The organism is Variovorax paradoxus EPS, from assembly GCF_000184745.1.
In the GTDB taxonomy this organism is placed as follows: domain Bacteria; phylum Pseudomonadota; class Gammaproteobacteria; order Burkholderiales; family Burkholderiaceae_C; genus Variovorax; species Variovorax paradoxus_C.
The window spans coordinates 3,955,745-3,969,024 of sequence record NC_014931.1; the positions used below are offsets into that span (position 1 = coordinate 3,955,745).

A 13,280-nucleotide genomic window follows, 5' to 3' on the forward strand; every position below is an offset into this window, starting at 1 on the left:
AGAGGCAGGTCGGCGGAGGGGGAGAGTGGTGCAGGTGCATGAGCGGCCGATGATAGAAGCCGGGTCTTGGAGGGGCAAGGGAAAGCACAAAGGAGAATTGCGGCCATGTGCCCTCCTCCCGCCCGCCACGAAACATGAAACGCCAAGGTCGACTCGTCCGCTGGGAGGCCGACCGCGGCTTCGGTTTCATCCGCAGCCCTGAGATATCGGCCGATGTGTTCGTGCATCAGCGCGACTTCAGCGACCGGCGGGTGTTGCCGCAGGTGGGCATGGCGCTGAGCTTCGAAGAGATCCATGTCGGCGGCAAGGGGCCGCGTGCCGTGGCGGTTCAGGCGATATCGGCCAATGCTTCGCGGTCCGCGGCGAAGCACACGCCCATCAACAGCCATCGCCGCTCTGCTCCGAAGCGCGCGAATCCGCGTCGCGCGGGCGCATCCGATGCTCCGGCTTCTTGGGGCCTGCTTTTCCTTCTCGCGTACGGAGTACTGCTCGGTGCGGCCGTCTGGTCCGGCCGCCTGCCCCTGCTGGTTCTGGGCGCAGTTCCGGCGCTGAGCCTGCTGGCCTTCTCCGCCTATGCCTTCGACAAGAACGCCGCGCAGACCGGCCGCTGGCGCACGAAGGAAAGCACCCTGCACCTGCTTGCGCTGGCGGGCGGCTGGCCGGGTGCCTGGGCCGCGCAACGGCTGCTTCGCCACAAGTCGAGCAAGCAGAGCTTTCTGATCGTGTACCGCGCCACCGTCGTGCTCCATTGCGCGGCGGTGCTGGCCTGGGTGTTCTGGCTGCGGGGTATCCCTGTCCTAGACTGAAACGATCCCAACCAGGAGAAACCTCCATGCCATTCGTTCGAATCGAACTGTCGGATGCCTCGCCGGAAACGCTGGGCCCGGCCATCGGTGACCTGATCTACCAGGCGATGACCGAAACCATCAATGTGCCCAAGGACGACAAATTCCAGGTCATCACCCGGCATGCCGCGCAGGACCTGGTTCATCCCAAGAGCTACCTGGGCGTCGAGTACTCGGCGGGTTTCGTCTTGATCCAGATCACGCTGAACCAGGGGCGCACGATCGAGATGAAGAAGGCCTTCTACAAGCGCGTGGCCGACGACCTGCACGAGAAGCTGGGCATCCGGCGCGAGGACGTGTTCATCAACCTCGTGGAGGTGATGAAGGAAAACTGGTCGTTCGGAAACGGCGAGATGCAGTACGCGTAGCGGTCGCCCGCTACCCGCCCGATCAACGCATCTTGCGCGATGAAGGCTTGTTGACCGGCTTGCCGCTGCCGCCACCACTGCCGTTATCGCGAGGCGGCAGACCCGTGTGCTGCGTGAGCATGCGGCCCTTGGAGGGCTTCACCGGCGCGAGCCTGACGGGCGCCGAGGCCTTGGCAGCCGCCGGCGCCGAAGTCGAGTTCTTGCGGCGCGCGCTCGTGTAGCCGCCATCGGTCAGCGGCTGCCACGTCGGGATGAGGTGATGCTTGCCGTTGCCGATCAGGTCGGCGCGACCCATGCTCTTCAGGGCTTCGCGCAGCAGCGGCCAGTTGTTGGCGTCGTGATACCGCAGGAACGCCTTGTGCAGGCGGCGGCGCTTGTCGCCGCGCACGATGTCCACCGTCTCGCTCTCGCGCGTGATCTTGCGCAGCGGGTTCTTGTTGGTGTGGTACATCGTCGTCGCCGTGGCCATCGGGCTCGGATAGAACGTCTGCACCTGGTCGGCGCGGAAACCGTTCTTCTTGAGCCAGATCGCCAGGTTCATCATGTCCTCGTCGCTGGTGCCCGGATGCGCGGCGATGAAGTACGGAATGAGGTACTGCTTCTTGCCCGCCTCGGCCGAGAACTTCTCGAACATCTGCTTGAACTTGTCGTAGCTGCCGATGCCGGGCTTCATCATCTTGGTGAGCGGGCCCTGCTCGGTGTGCTCGGGCGCGATCTTGAGATAACCGCCGACGTGGTGCTGTACCAGTTCCTTCACGTACTCGGGCGACTGCACGGCCAGGTCGTAGCGCAGGCCGGAACCGATCAATATCTTCTTGATGCCGCGCAGCGCACGCGCGCGGCGGTAGATCTTGATGAGCGGATCGTGGTTCGTGCCCAGGTTCGGGCAGATGCCCGGGTACACGCAGCTGGGCTTGCGGCACGCCGATTCGATCTCGGGGCTCTTGCAGCCGAGGCGGTACATGTTGGCCGTCGGACCGCCGAGGTCGGAGATGGTGCCGGTGAAGCCGCTTACCGAATCGCGGATGGCTTCGACCTCCTTGATGATCGATTCTTCGGAGCGGCTCTGGATGATGCGGCCCTCGTGCTCGGTGATCGAGCAGAAGGTGCAGCCGCCGAAGCAGCCGCGCATGATGTTCACGCTGAAGCGGATCATTTCCCACGCGGGGATCTTCGTCCCGCCGTCGTGGCTGCCGTTTTCGTCGGCGTAGCGCGGATGCGGGCTGCGCGCGTACGGCAGGTCGAAAACGTAGTCCATTTCCGCGGTGGTGAGCGGAATCGGCGGCGGGTTGATCCACACATCGCGCGCCGTGGTGCCTTCGCCGTGCGCCTGCACGAGCGCGCGGGCGTTGCCGGGGTTGGTTTCCAGGTGCAGCACGCGGTTGGCGTGCGCGTAGAGCACCGGGTCGCTGCGCACCTGTTCGTAGGAAGGCAGGCGGATCACCGAGCGGTCGCGCGGCGGAACGCTGATCTTGCCGCGGCTTTGCAGCGCGGGGTTGGGCATGAAGGTGAGCGGCTTGATGGCCGGATTCACCACCGACTGCACCGACCGAAGCGCCGGCGATCCGGCAGCTTCCGCGGCCTTGGCCACGTCCTGCGCCTCGTCTTCCTTCGCGCAGGTGGCGCCGTTGGCCTTGGCCTGGTCCGACACCATCAGGTACGGATTGACGTGCGCCTCGACGCGGCCGGGCTCATCGACGCTGGTGGAGTTGATCTCGAACCAGCCTTCGGGCGTTTCGCGCCGCACGTAGGCGGTGCCGCGCACATCGATGATCTGCTGCACCGGCTCCTTGGCGGCCAGGCGGTGCGCGATCTCGACGATGGCGCGCTCGGCGTTGCCGTACAGCAGCAGGTCGCACTTGGAGTCGACGACGATGGAGCGGCGCACCTTGTCCGACCAGTAGTCGTAGTGCGCGATGCGGCGAAGCGAACCTTCGATGCCGCCCAGGATGATCGGCACGTCGTTCCAGGCTTCCTTGCAGCGCTGCGAATAGACGATGGCGGCACGGTCGGGGCGCGCGCCGCCGATGTCGCCGGGGGTGTAGGCGTCGTCGCTGCGGATCTTCCGGTCCGCCGTGTAGCGGTTGATCATCGAATCCATGTTGCCGGCTGTCACGCCGAAGAACAGGTTCGGCTTGCCCAGCGCCTTGAAGGGCTCGGCGCTCTGCCAGTCGGGCTGGGCAATGATGCCCACGCGGAAGCCCTGCCCTTCGAGCATGCGGCCGATCACCGACATGCCGAAGCTGGGGTGGTCGACATAGGCATCGCCGGTGACCACGATGATGTCGCAGCTGTCCCAGCCGAGGGCGTCCATTTCCTTGCGTGAGGTCGGCAGGAACTTGGCCGTGCCGAAACGGGCCGCCCAGTACTTGCGGTAGCTGGTCAGCGGCTTGGCGGCGCGCGCAAAAAAGGAGACGTCGACGGGGGCGTTCATCAGTGGGAAGTTAGGGACAGCCTGTGCACGGCGGTGCTGCGGTGCTGTCGTGGGCAACCCGCGATTTTAGGGTTTTCGAGCATGTCTGTCGCTACAAACATCCAGTGACCGGGCTCTAATGCGGCCTTCAATTGATTGCCAAAGTCAAATACTCGAATGACAATGGCAACCATGTCCACGCCCTCGCCCACCACCGACGTTGCCGCCGTCAAGGCCATCCGGCAGTTCAATCGCTTCTACACGCGCCAGATCGGCGCTCTCGATCCGTACCTCGGCAGCGCCATGTCGCTCACCGATGTGCGGGTGCTGTACGAGCTGGCGCACCGCGAAACAGCGGTCGCCAGCGAGATCGGCCGCGACCTCGGGCTCGATGCCGGCTACATGAGCCGCATCCTGCGCCGCTTCGAATCCGAGGGCTGGCTCACGCGCGAGCCCCATGCGCGGGATGCCCGGCAAAGCGTACTGCGGCTGACCGAGGTCGGCCATGCGGCATTCGCGCCGCTGCAACAGAAATCGCGCGACGAAGCCGCCGCTTTGCTCGCCCCGCTTGCCCCGGCTCAGCGAAATCAGCTGGTGCGGGCGATGTCCACGATGCAATCGCTGCTCGATCCGGCCGCCGCGCCCGCCAAACCCCAGGCCGCGATCCTGCGCGACCCGGCGCCCGGCGACATCGGCTGGGTGGTGCAGCAGCACGGCGAAATCTACGCGCGCGAGTACGGCTGGGACAGCAGCTTCGAGGCGCTGGTGGCGCAGATCGCGGGGGAGTTCCTGCTCAAGTTCCAGCCCGAATGGGAGCGCTGCTGGATCGCCGAACTCCATGGCGAACGCATGGGCTCGATCTTCGTGGTGCGCAAGTCGGCCAGCGTGGCGCAACTGCGCTTGTTGATCCTGTCACCGGCCGCGCGCGGGCTGGGCCTGGGCGGCAAGCTGGTGGACGAATGCATCGCCTTCACGCGCCGCAAGGGCTACAAGAAGATGGTGCTGTGGACCAACAGCGACCTCGTGGCCGCGCGCGCCATCTATGCCAAGCGCGGCTTCCAGCTCGTCAAGTCGGAGCCGCACGAGAGCTATGGGAAGCAGCTCGTGGGCGAAACGTGGGAGATGAAGCTGTAGCGCCTATTGCATGAACCAGCCGTGGCTCACGACGAGCGACTGGCCGGTGAGCGCATTGGTCGGAAAGCCCGCGAACAGCAGCGCGACACGGGCCACGTCCTCGGTGGTGGTGAATTCGCCATCCACCGTTTCCTTGAGCATCACGTTCTTGATGACCTCCTCTTCGCTGATGCCCAGCGTCTTGGCCTGCTCGGGAATCTGCTTCTCGACCAGCGGGGTGCGCACGAACCCGGGGCAGATCACGTTGGCGCGCACGCCGTGCTTGGCGCCTTCCTTGGCGACCGTCTTGGCCAGGCCGATGAGCCCGTGCTTGGCCGTGACGTAGGGCGCCTTCAGCAGCGATGCTTCCTTCGAGTGCACCGAGCCCATGTAGATCACGCTGCCGCCGCGGCCCTGCGCGTACATGTGCTTCAGGCACGCCTTGGTGGTGAGGAACGCGCCATCGAGGTGAATGGCGAGCATCTTCTTCCAGTCGGCGAAGCTGAACTCCTCGACCGGATGAACGATCTGGATGCCGGCGTTGCTGATGAGGATGTCGATGCCGCCGAAGGCCTTGGCACCCTCTTCGACCGAGGCGTTGACCTGGTCTTCGTTGGTCACGTCGACCGCCACGCCGATGGCCTCGGCGCCCGTGGCCTTCAGCTCCGCGGCAGTGGCGTCGGCCGCTTCCTTGTTGAGGTCGGCAATGATGATCTTGGCGCCTTCCTGTGCGAACAGGATGGCGATTTCCTTGCCGATGCCGCTGGCCGAGCCGGTGATGTAGGCGACCTTGTCCTTGAGTTGCATGGTGAATGTTCCTTCGGGGTTGGGATGAAAAGAAGACAAGCAGGAATCAGGCGAGGTAGTCGTGCTCGACGGTACCGAGCGCCAGCGTCATGTCCGCGATGTAGTGCACCGCCGATTCGACCTTCAGCACCGGCAAATCGGCCACCGGTGCCAGCGCATGCGGATGCAGTTCGAGCGATGCCGGCGCGGTCCACGCGCCGTGCAGCGTGACATCGACCATGTGATAGCGCACCAGCTCGCAGATGCGGGCCGTGCCGTCGACGTGCGGAATGATCTTGAGCAGGAAGTTCGGCTGCGCGATGCCCGCAAGGATCGGCGCGGGGTCGAGTGCGCGGTGCTTGAAGCCCATCGTCGCCTTGGCCACGCGCACCTTGCCGTAGTCGAGCGTGCCGACGATCACATCGGTCTCGTAGTCGAGCGTCGGCGAGGCGAGCTTTTTCGGAAAGCCCCAGAGCTCGCGGCCGCCGGCGATCGGCGGATGGTCGTTCAGGTACATCGCATGCACATACGCGCCCTTCTCCACGCCCTTGGCGGTACGCAGTTGCACCGGAATGACCTGGCCCGATTCGGTGTAGTCGCCGAAGCCGGTGGAGTCGGGCATGCGGATGAATTCGTACTTCACCAGCGGCTCGACCACTTCGAGCGGCTCGGGCACCACGGCGCGCAATGCGTCCATGTCGGTGCGGTAGGTGACGATGAGAAATTCGCGGCGCATGAACCGGTACGGTCCGGGCGGAAAGGCGGGGCTGGTGAGCGGCATGGCGAAAGCCTGCCGCCGTACATCTTCAATGTTCATGAACATTTCCTCCTGGTGAAGTGACTGGCCCAGTCTGGCGCTGGTTTCTTAGTCGAAGCTGAACCGCGGTCGCATCTCTTCAGCGCGACAGGCCCGGCCGTTTGACGCGGCCCGGGCCGTGCTCGCCAAGGTCGAAGGTCGTCACGCCATTCACCGTGGCGTCGGCGCGCAGGGTCTCCGGATGGGCCAGCGTCGTCCGCATGTCGCGCGCGCCCGACTCCCAGTGCTCCTCGACCGCGGCGCGCGAGAACTCGTAGTCTTTCGACTCGAGCTCGTAAGGCTTGTCGCGGTAGATCAGGTGAAAGATGTCGATGGGCTCGTGCGTGAGCTGCGACTGCACCGCGAGCACGCTCGGGTCCTTGCGCAGGTTGGCCGGCAGCTTGGTGATCAGGTCGGCAATCGCTTGCTGCAGGTTCATGTTCGCGGCCATCGCATCGGTGTTCATGCGGGTGCGGCTCGAATAGGTGATGTCCTTCTGCCGCTCCATCACGCCCGCTATGTTGTGCGGCATTTCGCCGCGCGCATTGAACAGGTCGACCTGCAGCACCACCAGGGGTTCGTTGCGCGGATGGATGTCCAGCACGTACTGCAGCGGCGTGTTCGAGACGATGCCGCCGTCCCAGTAGTCGTCGCCGTCGATGTGCACCGGCGCAAAGCCCGGCGGCAGCGCGCCGCTGGCCATGATGTGTTCGGGGCCGATGCGCTGGCGCGTGTTGTCGAAGTACACCGAGTTGCCGGTGCGCACATTGACCGCGCCCACGCTGAAGCGGGCTTCACATGCGTTGATGCGGTCGAAATCGATGAGGCGCTCGAGCGTGGCCTTGAGCGGCGAGGTGTCGTAGTAGCTCAGGAGCGGCGCCGCACCGCCCATCAGCAGGGCCGGCGAATAGCGCGGCTCGAAGAATCCTGGAATGCCGACCAGCGATGCCATCGCCGCGCTGTACTGGTTCTGCGTGGCCCGATCACCAAACCATGAAGGCAGGCGCTGCGAAGGCCCGGAGGACACGAGGTGCCAGAACTCGCGCAGCCTGTCGACCCGGTGCTCGGGCGCGTTGCCCGCGATCAGCGCTGCATTGATGGCGCCGATCGAGACGCCGGCGATCCAGTGCGGCTGCAGCTCGGTCTCGCTGAGCGCGGCATACACGCCGGCCTGGTAAGCACCGAGCGCCCCGCCGCCCTGCAGCACCAGGGCCTTGCGGGCCTGGCGCATGTCTTCGCCACGCGATGCGAAAGGGTTGAGGGGCTGGGTGGATGCCGCACGGGCTTTCTTCTGGGAGGGCGTCGTCATGCATTCATTTGACACCACGCCCCGCGACAGCAACCTGACCGGGGGGTTCAAGCGCTTAAGCAGTCCCCGAAGAAAATCACATCTTCGGCAGCATCTGCCCGCGGATCTCGCCACCCGGGTTGGCCGCGGTGTGGATGTTGGCGTACCACTTGCCCGCGACCAGGTCGGCCGCCTGTGCCGGCGTGAGCGTGGCCTGCCCTTCGATCGGGCTGGCTGCGTTGGCGAACGGCAGCACCACGCCGGCATTCGCGCCAGCAGCGGCGGGACCGTGGAAATGCGCCGCGGTGGCCGGGCCACTCAGGCCCGTGTAGGTGATCTTGTACTTGAGGACGTTGGTGTCCCGGTTGAGCCAGGCCTCCGCCATGCCGCTGCCGCGCGTCATGTTGGGCGGGACTTCGCTGGCCGCGTTCATCGCGCCGCTGAAGCTGGCGGTGTTCGACTTGGACATCATCCCGCAGCCGACCAGCGCAGCACTGGCCACGCCGGTGATGAGGGCTGCGCGCAAAAAGGTGCCGTATCGGGTCATGAGCTTGTCTCCTGAAGTTGTGAAAGCTTCCACAGCATAGGCAGCGCTGGCGCCCCGCCATGTCGGCCACCGCCCCGTCTTTGCAGGTGCGCCACAGAGTGAAAGAGAATGCAACGATGACCTCCCAAGCCCTCCCTGCCGCCCGCGAAGTGGTCGATTTCTGGCGCGAAGCCGGTCCGTCGCGCTGGTTCGCCAAGAGCGATGCGTTCGATGCCGAATTCCTCTCGCGCTTCTCGGATGCACACCAGGCCGCCGCCCGCGGCGAGCTCGATCACTGGACCGACGATGCCGAAGGCACGCTCGCCCTTCTGGTGCTGCTCGACCAGCTGCCACGCAACGCCTGGCGCAACAACCCGCACATGCTCGCCACCGACGGCCTCGCGCTGGCCGTGGCGAAGAAGGCGATCGCCGCGGGCTTCGACCAGCAGTTCGAAAAGGAATTGCGCCCCTTCTTCTACCTGCCCTTCATGCATTCCGAAGTGCTCGCCGAGCAGGGGCGCTCGGTCGAACTCAACGCGGCGCTCGACGCCAACACGCAGCGCTACGCCGTGCTGCACCGGGACATCGTCGCGCGCTTCGGCCGCTTTCCGCACCGCAACCGGATGCTGGGGCGCAGCACGACTGCGGAAGAACAGAAGTTCCTCGACGAAGGCGGCTTCGCCGGTTGATCCAATGAGCGCTCAGAAGGTGTGAAGAAACCGTAGCGAGCGGTTCGAGCTTGCATCGAGGACCGGAGCCGTACTCTGTACGGTGAGGACCGCAGGTGCGAGATCGGACCGCGTGGTAGGTTTATTCACACCTTCTCAGGTGTCGTTGTGCGCGAGCGGCACGTCGCGCGTCGGCGACGGGTTGGCATCGGGCAGGCCCGCCTTGTCCTTCATCGAGCCGTAGGTGCGCGCGTAGACCCAGGTGAACTCGGCACCCAGCAAGAAGATCTGCGCCGAGTAGTACACCCACACCAGCACCACCACCAGCGAGCCCGCGGCGCCGTAGCCCGAGGCCACGCTGCTCTTGCCGATGTAAAGGCCAATGAGGTGCTTGCCCACCGTGAAGAGCAGCGCCGTCACGGCCGCGCCCACCCACACGTCGCGCCACTGCACCTTTGCGCGCGGCATGATCTTGTAGATCATCGCGAAGATCACCGTCACCATCGCGAAGCTGAAGACGAAGTTCACCACCTGGGCCAGGCTCTCCCACGCGCCGAACATCGGCGACCACCATTTGCCCAGCGCCGCCAGCGCCGCGCTGGCCACCAGCGACACCATGAGCAGGAAGCCGATGCCCATGATCATGCTGAACGACAGGAGCCGCACCCGCAGCAGGTTGAAGATGCCCGAGCTCTTGGTGCGTGCCGGTGCGCGCCAGATGCGGTCGAGCGCGTCCTGCAACTCGCCGAACACCGTCGTCGCGCCGACCACCAGCAGGCCGATGCCGATCACCGTGGCCACGATGCCCTCGGTCGGCTTGTTCACCGCCTGTAGCATGCCCTGCACCGCCGCCGCGCCCTGTGCCCCCATGAGGCCCGAGAGCTGCGCGAAGATCTCGCCGCGCGCTGCCTCCTGGCCAAACACTAGGCCCGCCACCGCGATCACGATCAGGAGCAGCGGCGCGATGGAAAACACCGTGTAGTACGCGAGCGCCGCGCCCATGCTGGGGGCGTAGTCGTTCGACCACGATGCGAAAGCTCGTTTGCAGAGATCGAAGAGCGCGCGGATTTGCATGAGCATGGAATTTCCCTGTTGAACCGGCCGGGTCATGTCGGCGCGATGCCCGGCATGTTGCAGGCCTGCCTACGATAATCGCATCCACATGCAAGCGCCCCTCTCCGATGCGGCAACGCCGCAAGACACGCCCCAGCCCCGGTCGCCACGCGACCTTTTTGTTTCATTCACCTGGCTCGCGCTGCAGGGCTTCGGCGGTGTCCTCGCCATCGTCCAGCGCGAGATGGTCGAGAAGAAGAAGTGGCTCACGCCCGAGCAGTTCCTCGAAGACTGGGCCGTGGCCCAGGTGATGCCCGGGCCCAACGTGATCAATCTCGCACTGATGATCGGCGACCGCTACTTCGGGCTGCGCGGCGCCATTGCGGCGGTGGCGGGCATGCTGACCATTCCCCTCGTCGTGATTCTCGCGCTGGCCGTGCTCTATGCGCACTACGCCGGCAACCCGCAGGTGGCGGCGGCGCTGCGGGGCATGGGAGCGGTGTCGGGCGGGCTGATCGCCGCCACGGGCATCAAGCTGATTCCGCAATTGCAGAAGCACCCGCTGGGCTTTCCGGTCTGCCTCGCGTTCACGGCGCTGGTCTTCGCGGCGATCGCGGTGTTCAAGGTGCCGCTCGGCTGGGTGCTGCTGGTGGTCGGCGGCGTGGCATGCGTCTGGACTTGGCGAAAGATTTCCCCATGAGCGCGCGCCGGGCCACTCCAAGCAAGCTCGCACCGCAGCCGAAGGCGGAGGTTTTCGAATGACCATCGCGATGCAATGGCACGACTGGCTCGCTCTCTTCGGCCAGTACCTGCTGCTCTCGCTGCTGTCGATCAGCGGCGCCATCACCACGGTGCCCGACATGCACCGCTACCTCGTCGCCCAGCACGGCTGGCTCACCGATGCGCAGTTCAGCTCGTCGGTCGCCATCGCCCAGGCGGCGCCCGGGCCCAACGTGCTGTTCGTCGCGCTGATGGGCTGGAACGTCGGGCTCAACGCGGGCGGCGGTATCGGCGCCGGGCCGACGGCGTGGCTCCTCGGTCTCTTCGGGCTGATGGTGACCATGGTGGGCATCATGGTGCCGAGCACCACCCTCACCTACTTCGCCACCCGCTGGGGCCACCGCAACCGCACGCGCCGCGAGGTGCGCGCCTTCAAGCAGGGCATGGCGCCGGTGGTCGTCGGCCTTCTCATCGCCACCGGCTGGGTGCTGGCCGCGGGTAACCATGCCGGCAACGCGCCTGCGTGGCACCTGTGGCTCTTGACCGGCGTGGCCGCGCTTATCGTCTGGCGCACGCGCGTCCACCTGCTCTGGCTGCTGGGCGCGGGGGCGCTGCTCGGCGCCGTGGGCTTCGTCTGATTTCTTCCCTCCATTTGCCTTCCATCTGTCTTCTTCAGGAAACCTCGTCATGTCTCAATTTCGCCCGCTCGGCCGCTCCGGCCTCCTGGTTTCGCCGCTCGCCTTCGGTGGCAACGTGTTCGGCTGGACGGTCGACGAGGCCGCGTCGTTCAAGCTGCTCGATGCCTGGCTCGACGCGGGCTTCAACTTCGTGGACACCGCCGACGTCTACTCGGCCTGGGTGCCGGGCCACACGGGCGGCGAGTCGGAAACCATCATCGGCAAGTGGCTCAAGCAGAGCGGCAAGCGCAACCGCGTGGTGCTGGCCACCAAGGTCGGCAAGCCGATGGGCGAAGGCAAGGTGGGCCTCGCACCCAAGTACATCCGCGAAGCGGTCGAGGCTTCGCTCAAGCGCCTGCAGACGGACCACATCGACCTCTATCAGTCGCACGACGACGACGCCAATACGCCGCTCGAGGAATCGCTCGGCGCCTTCGATGCGCTCATCAAGGAAGGCAAGGTGCGCGCCATCGGCGCCTCCAACTACACGGCGCCCCGGCTGGCCGAGGCGCTGGACGTGTCGGAGCGTCTGGGCATTGCGCGCTACGAGAGCCTGCAGCCGCTCTACAACCTGTACGACCGTGCCGTGTTCGAAGACGAACTGGAGCCGCTGTGCGTGAAGCGCGAAGTGGGCGTGATCAACTTCTACGCGCTCGCGGCCGGCTTCCTGACCGGCAAATACCGCACCGAAGCCGATGCCTCGAAGAGCGCGCGCGGCGCCAACACCACGAAGAAGTACCTGAACCCGCGGGGCCTCCGCATCCTCGATGCGCTCGACAAGGTGGCGCAGCAGTACAACGCCAAGCCGGGCCAGGTCGCCATTGCATGGCAGATCGCGCGGCCGGGCGTGACGGCGCCGATCGCCAGCGCCACATCGATCGCGCAGCTCGAAGAGCTGGTGGTCGCCACGCAGTTGAAGCTCGACGCAGGCACCATCGAAATGCTCGACCGCGCGAGCGCAGAGACGGCCGCCTGAACCGTACCTCAGCGATGAGCAGCAACATCTTCGATTCGATCGCCGCGCCCACGCTGGAGCACTTCGCTGACCTGCGCGTGCAGGTGGGCGTGCCGCAGGTGCTCGGCCAGAGCGCGCGCGGGCTGCGGCGCATCGTGCCCATCACGGGCGGCGAAGCGTCGGGCCACGGCTGGCGCGCACGCGTGCTGCCGGCCGGCAGCGACTTTCAATTGATCGTGAGCGACACGCTCTCCGAACTCGATGCGCGCTATGGCCTCGAGACCGACGCGGGCGACCTGATCTATGTGCAGAACCATGCGGTGCGCTCGGCTGCGCCAGAGGTGATGGCGAAGCTGTTGCGCGGCGAGCCGGTCGATCCGGCAGAGGTCTACTTCCGCTGCAACCCGCGCTTCGAGACGGCCTCGCCGGCGCTGCGATGGATCAATGAGCGGATGTTCGTCGGCGCCGGTGTCAGGCACCCCGCCGAAGTCGTGATGCGCTTTTTCGTGCTTGCCTAGCCGTCAACCGGGTTCAGCGGGGTCGCAAGAATCCGCTGGTAGAACGCCACGTCGAGCCAGCGGCCGAACTTGAAGCCGGCCTGCCGCACGGTGCCCGAGTGTTCGAACCCCAGCCGCTCGTGCAGGCCGATGCTGCCCGCATTCGCAGCGTCGATGGCGCCGACCATCACATGCACGTCCCGCGCGATCGCCTCGGCAATGATCGCCTCCATCAGCGTGCGCCCGAGCCCCGCACCGCGATGGCCGGCCTCGACGTACACCGAGTGCTCGACGGTGTACTTGTAGGCCGGAAACGCACGAAAGCTGCCGTAGCTCGCAAAGCCCAGCAGCTTGCCGTTCTCGTCCTCCGCACCGATCACCGGAAAGCCGTTGGCCCGCTTGGTGGCGAACCACGCGACCATGTTCTCGGGCGTTCGCGGCTTGTAGTCGTACAGCGCGGTGGAGGTGACGATGGCGTCGTTGAGGATCGCGAGGATGGCGCCGGCGTGGGCTTCCTCGGTGCAGGTGATGAGGCGCATGGTGCTTCTCTGTCGTTCAATATAAGAGAATAATAA

At 65.7% G+C, this 13,280-nt stretch carries 15 protein-coding genes; 8 read left to right on the forward strand and 7 right to left on the reverse strand.

The annotated features are described in order from the left end of the window. Positions 1-107: 107 nt before the first annotated feature. Positions 108-806, forward strand: a complete 699-nt coding sequence (locus VARPA_RS18275; protein WP_321163479.1) for a cold shock and DUF1294 domain-containing protein — start codon at positions 108-110, stop codon at positions 804-806. A 26-nt stretch (positions 807-832) separates the two neighbouring features. Then, the gene (locus VARPA_RS18280; protein ID WP_013542074.1) at positions 833-1,213 is read left to right on the forward strand and encodes a tautomerase family protein; all 381 of its coding nucleotides are present in this window, start codon (positions 833-835) and stop codon (positions 1,211-1,213) included. 22 nt (positions 1,214-1,235) lie between these two features. On the opposite strand, the gene VARPA_RS18285 is transcribed toward VARPA_RS18280, so the two are convergent. Beyond that, positions 1,236-3,647, reverse strand: coding sequence for a YgiQ family radical SAM protein (locus VARPA_RS18285; protein WP_013542075.1), 2,412 nt, complete (start codon positions 3,645-3,647; stop codon positions 1,236-1,238). 156 nt (positions 3,648-3,803) lie between these two features. Between VARPA_RS18285 and VARPA_RS18290 the strand changes: the two genes are divergently transcribed. Beyond that, positions 3,804-4,760, forward strand: a complete 957-nt coding sequence (locus VARPA_RS18290) for a GNAT family N-acetyltransferase (RefSeq protein WP_041942949.1) — start codon at positions 3,804-3,806, stop codon at positions 4,758-4,760. Between the two features lie 3 nt (positions 4,761-4,763). Here the strand turns inward: VARPA_RS18290 and VARPA_RS18295 are convergent, their stop codons facing one another. From VARPA_RS18295 to VARPA_RS18310, 4 genes are all read right to left on the reverse strand, one after another. Continuing rightward, on the reverse strand, positions 4,764-5,546 hold the full coding sequence (locus VARPA_RS18295; RefSeq protein ID WP_013542077.1) for a 3-hydroxybutyrate dehydrogenase: 783 nt from the start codon (positions 5,544-5,546) through the stop codon (positions 4,764-4,766). Positions 5,547-5,592: 46 nt separating this feature from the next. After that, a complete protein-coding gene (locus VARPA_RS18300; protein WP_013542078.1) occupies positions 5,593-6,342 on the reverse strand; it encodes an acetoacetate decarboxylase in 750 nt (249 codons plus the stop codon). 79 nt (positions 6,343-6,421) lie between these two features. Next, positions 6,422-7,552, reverse strand: coding sequence for a patatin-like phospholipase family protein (locus VARPA_RS18305; RefSeq protein WP_013542079.1), 1,131 nt, complete (start codon positions 7,550-7,552; stop codon positions 6,422-6,424). Between the two features lie 154 nt (positions 7,553-7,706). Further along, positions 7,707-8,156: a CHRD domain-containing protein gene (locus VARPA_RS18310; protein ID WP_013542080.1), complete on the reverse strand. Its 450-nt coding sequence runs from the start codon at positions 8,154-8,156 to the stop codon at positions 7,707-7,709. 116 nt (positions 8,157-8,272) lie between these two features. Between VARPA_RS18310 and VARPA_RS18315 the strand changes: the two genes are divergently transcribed. Then, positions 8,273-8,824, forward strand: coding sequence for a DUF924 family protein (locus VARPA_RS18315; RefSeq protein ID WP_041942951.1), 552 nt, complete (start codon positions 8,273-8,275; stop codon positions 8,822-8,824). Positions 8,825-8,959: 135 nt separating this feature from the next. Here the strand turns inward: VARPA_RS18315 and VARPA_RS18320 are convergent, their stop codons facing one another. Beyond that, positions 8,960-9,883, reverse strand: coding sequence for a YihY/virulence factor BrkB family protein (locus tag VARPA_RS18320; protein ID WP_013542082.1), 924 nt, complete (start codon positions 9,881-9,883; stop codon positions 8,960-8,962). Between the two features lie 82 nt (positions 9,884-9,965). Between VARPA_RS18320 and VARPA_RS18325 the strand changes: the two genes are divergently transcribed. The 4 genes from VARPA_RS18325 to VARPA_RS18340 are packed head-to-tail and all read left to right on the forward strand — an operon-like array spanning position 9,966 to position 12,726. Next, positions 9,966-10,556: a chromate transporter gene (locus VARPA_RS18325; RefSeq protein WP_013542083.1), complete on the forward strand. Its 591-nt coding sequence runs from the start codon at positions 9,966-9,968 to the stop codon at positions 10,554-10,556. A 58-nt stretch (positions 10,557-10,614) separates the two neighbouring features. Continuing rightward, positions 10,615-11,214, forward strand: coding sequence for a chromate transporter (locus tag VARPA_RS18330; RefSeq protein ID WP_013542084.1), 600 nt, complete (start codon positions 10,615-10,617; stop codon positions 11,212-11,214). Between the two features lie 49 nt (positions 11,215-11,263). Beyond that, a complete protein-coding gene (locus VARPA_RS18335; protein WP_013542085.1) occupies positions 11,264-12,229 on the forward strand; it encodes an aldo/keto reductase in 966 nt (321 codons plus the stop codon). Between the two features lie 14 nt (positions 12,230-12,243). After that, positions 12,244-12,726 (forward strand): DUF3237 domain-containing protein, encoded by a 483-nt coding sequence (locus VARPA_RS18340; protein ID WP_013542086.1) that lies wholly within the window; start codon positions 12,244-12,246, stop codon positions 12,724-12,726. Here VARPA_RS18340 and VARPA_RS18345 read toward each other — a convergent pair. After that, on the reverse strand, positions 12,723-13,244 hold the full coding sequence (locus VARPA_RS18345) for a GNAT family N-acetyltransferase (RefSeq protein ID WP_013542087.1): 522 nt from the start codon (positions 13,242-13,244) through the stop codon (positions 12,723-12,725). The two genes, VARPA_RS18340 and VARPA_RS18345, sit on opposite strands and share 4 nt — an antisense overlap. Positions 13,245-13,280: the final 36 nt, after the last annotated feature.

Coding starts and splice junctions, on each gene's coding strand:
- VARPA_RS18280 (WP_013542074.1), top strand. CDS start 833: ATGCCATTCGTTCGAATCGAACTGTCGGATGCCTCGCCGGAAACGCTG.
- VARPA_RS18285 (WP_013542075.1), bottom strand. CDS start 3,647: ATGAACGCCCCCGTCGACGTCTCCTTTTTTGCGCGCGCCGCCAAGCCG.
- VARPA_RS18290 (WP_041942949.1), top strand. CDS start 3,804: ATGACAATGGCAACCATGTCCACGCCCTCGCCCACCACCGACGTTGCC.
- VARPA_RS18295 (WP_013542077.1), bottom strand. CDS start 5,546: ATGCAACTCAAGGACAAGGTCGCCTACATCACCGGCTCGGCCAGCGGC.
- VARPA_RS18300 (WP_013542078.1), bottom strand. CDS start 6,342: ATGAACATTGAAGATGTACGGCGGCAGGCTTTCGCCATGCCGCTCACC.
- VARPA_RS18305 (WP_013542079.1), bottom strand. CDS start 7,552: ATGCGCCAGGCCCGCAAGGCCCTGGTGCTGCAGGGCGGCGGGGCGCTC.
- VARPA_RS18310 (WP_013542080.1), bottom strand. CDS start 8,156: ATGACCCGATACGGCACCTTTTTGCGCGCAGCCCTCATCACCGGCGTG.
- VARPA_RS18315 (WP_041942951.1), top strand. CDS start 8,273: ATGACCTCCCAAGCCCTCCCTGCCGCCCGCGAAGTGGTCGATTTCTGG.
- VARPA_RS18320 (WP_013542082.1), bottom strand. CDS start 9,883: ATGCTCATGCAAATCCGCGCGCTCTTCGATCTCTGCAAACGAGCTTTC.
- VARPA_RS18325 (WP_013542083.1), top strand. CDS start 9,966: ATGCAAGCGCCCCTCTCCGATGCGGCAACGCCGCAAGACACGCCCCAG.
- VARPA_RS18330 (WP_013542084.1), top strand. CDS start 10,615: ATGACCATCGCGATGCAATGGCACGACTGGCTCGCTCTCTTCGGCCAG.
- VARPA_RS18335 (WP_013542085.1), top strand. CDS start 11,264: ATGTCTCAATTTCGCCCGCTCGGCCGCTCCGGCCTCCTGGTTTCGCCG.
- VARPA_RS18340 (WP_013542086.1), top strand. CDS start 12,244: ATGAGCAGCAACATCTTCGATTCGATCGCCGCGCCCACGCTGGAGCAC.
- VARPA_RS18345 (WP_013542087.1), bottom strand. CDS start 13,244: ATGCGCCTCATCACCTGCACCGAGGAAGCCCACGCCGGCGCCATCCTC.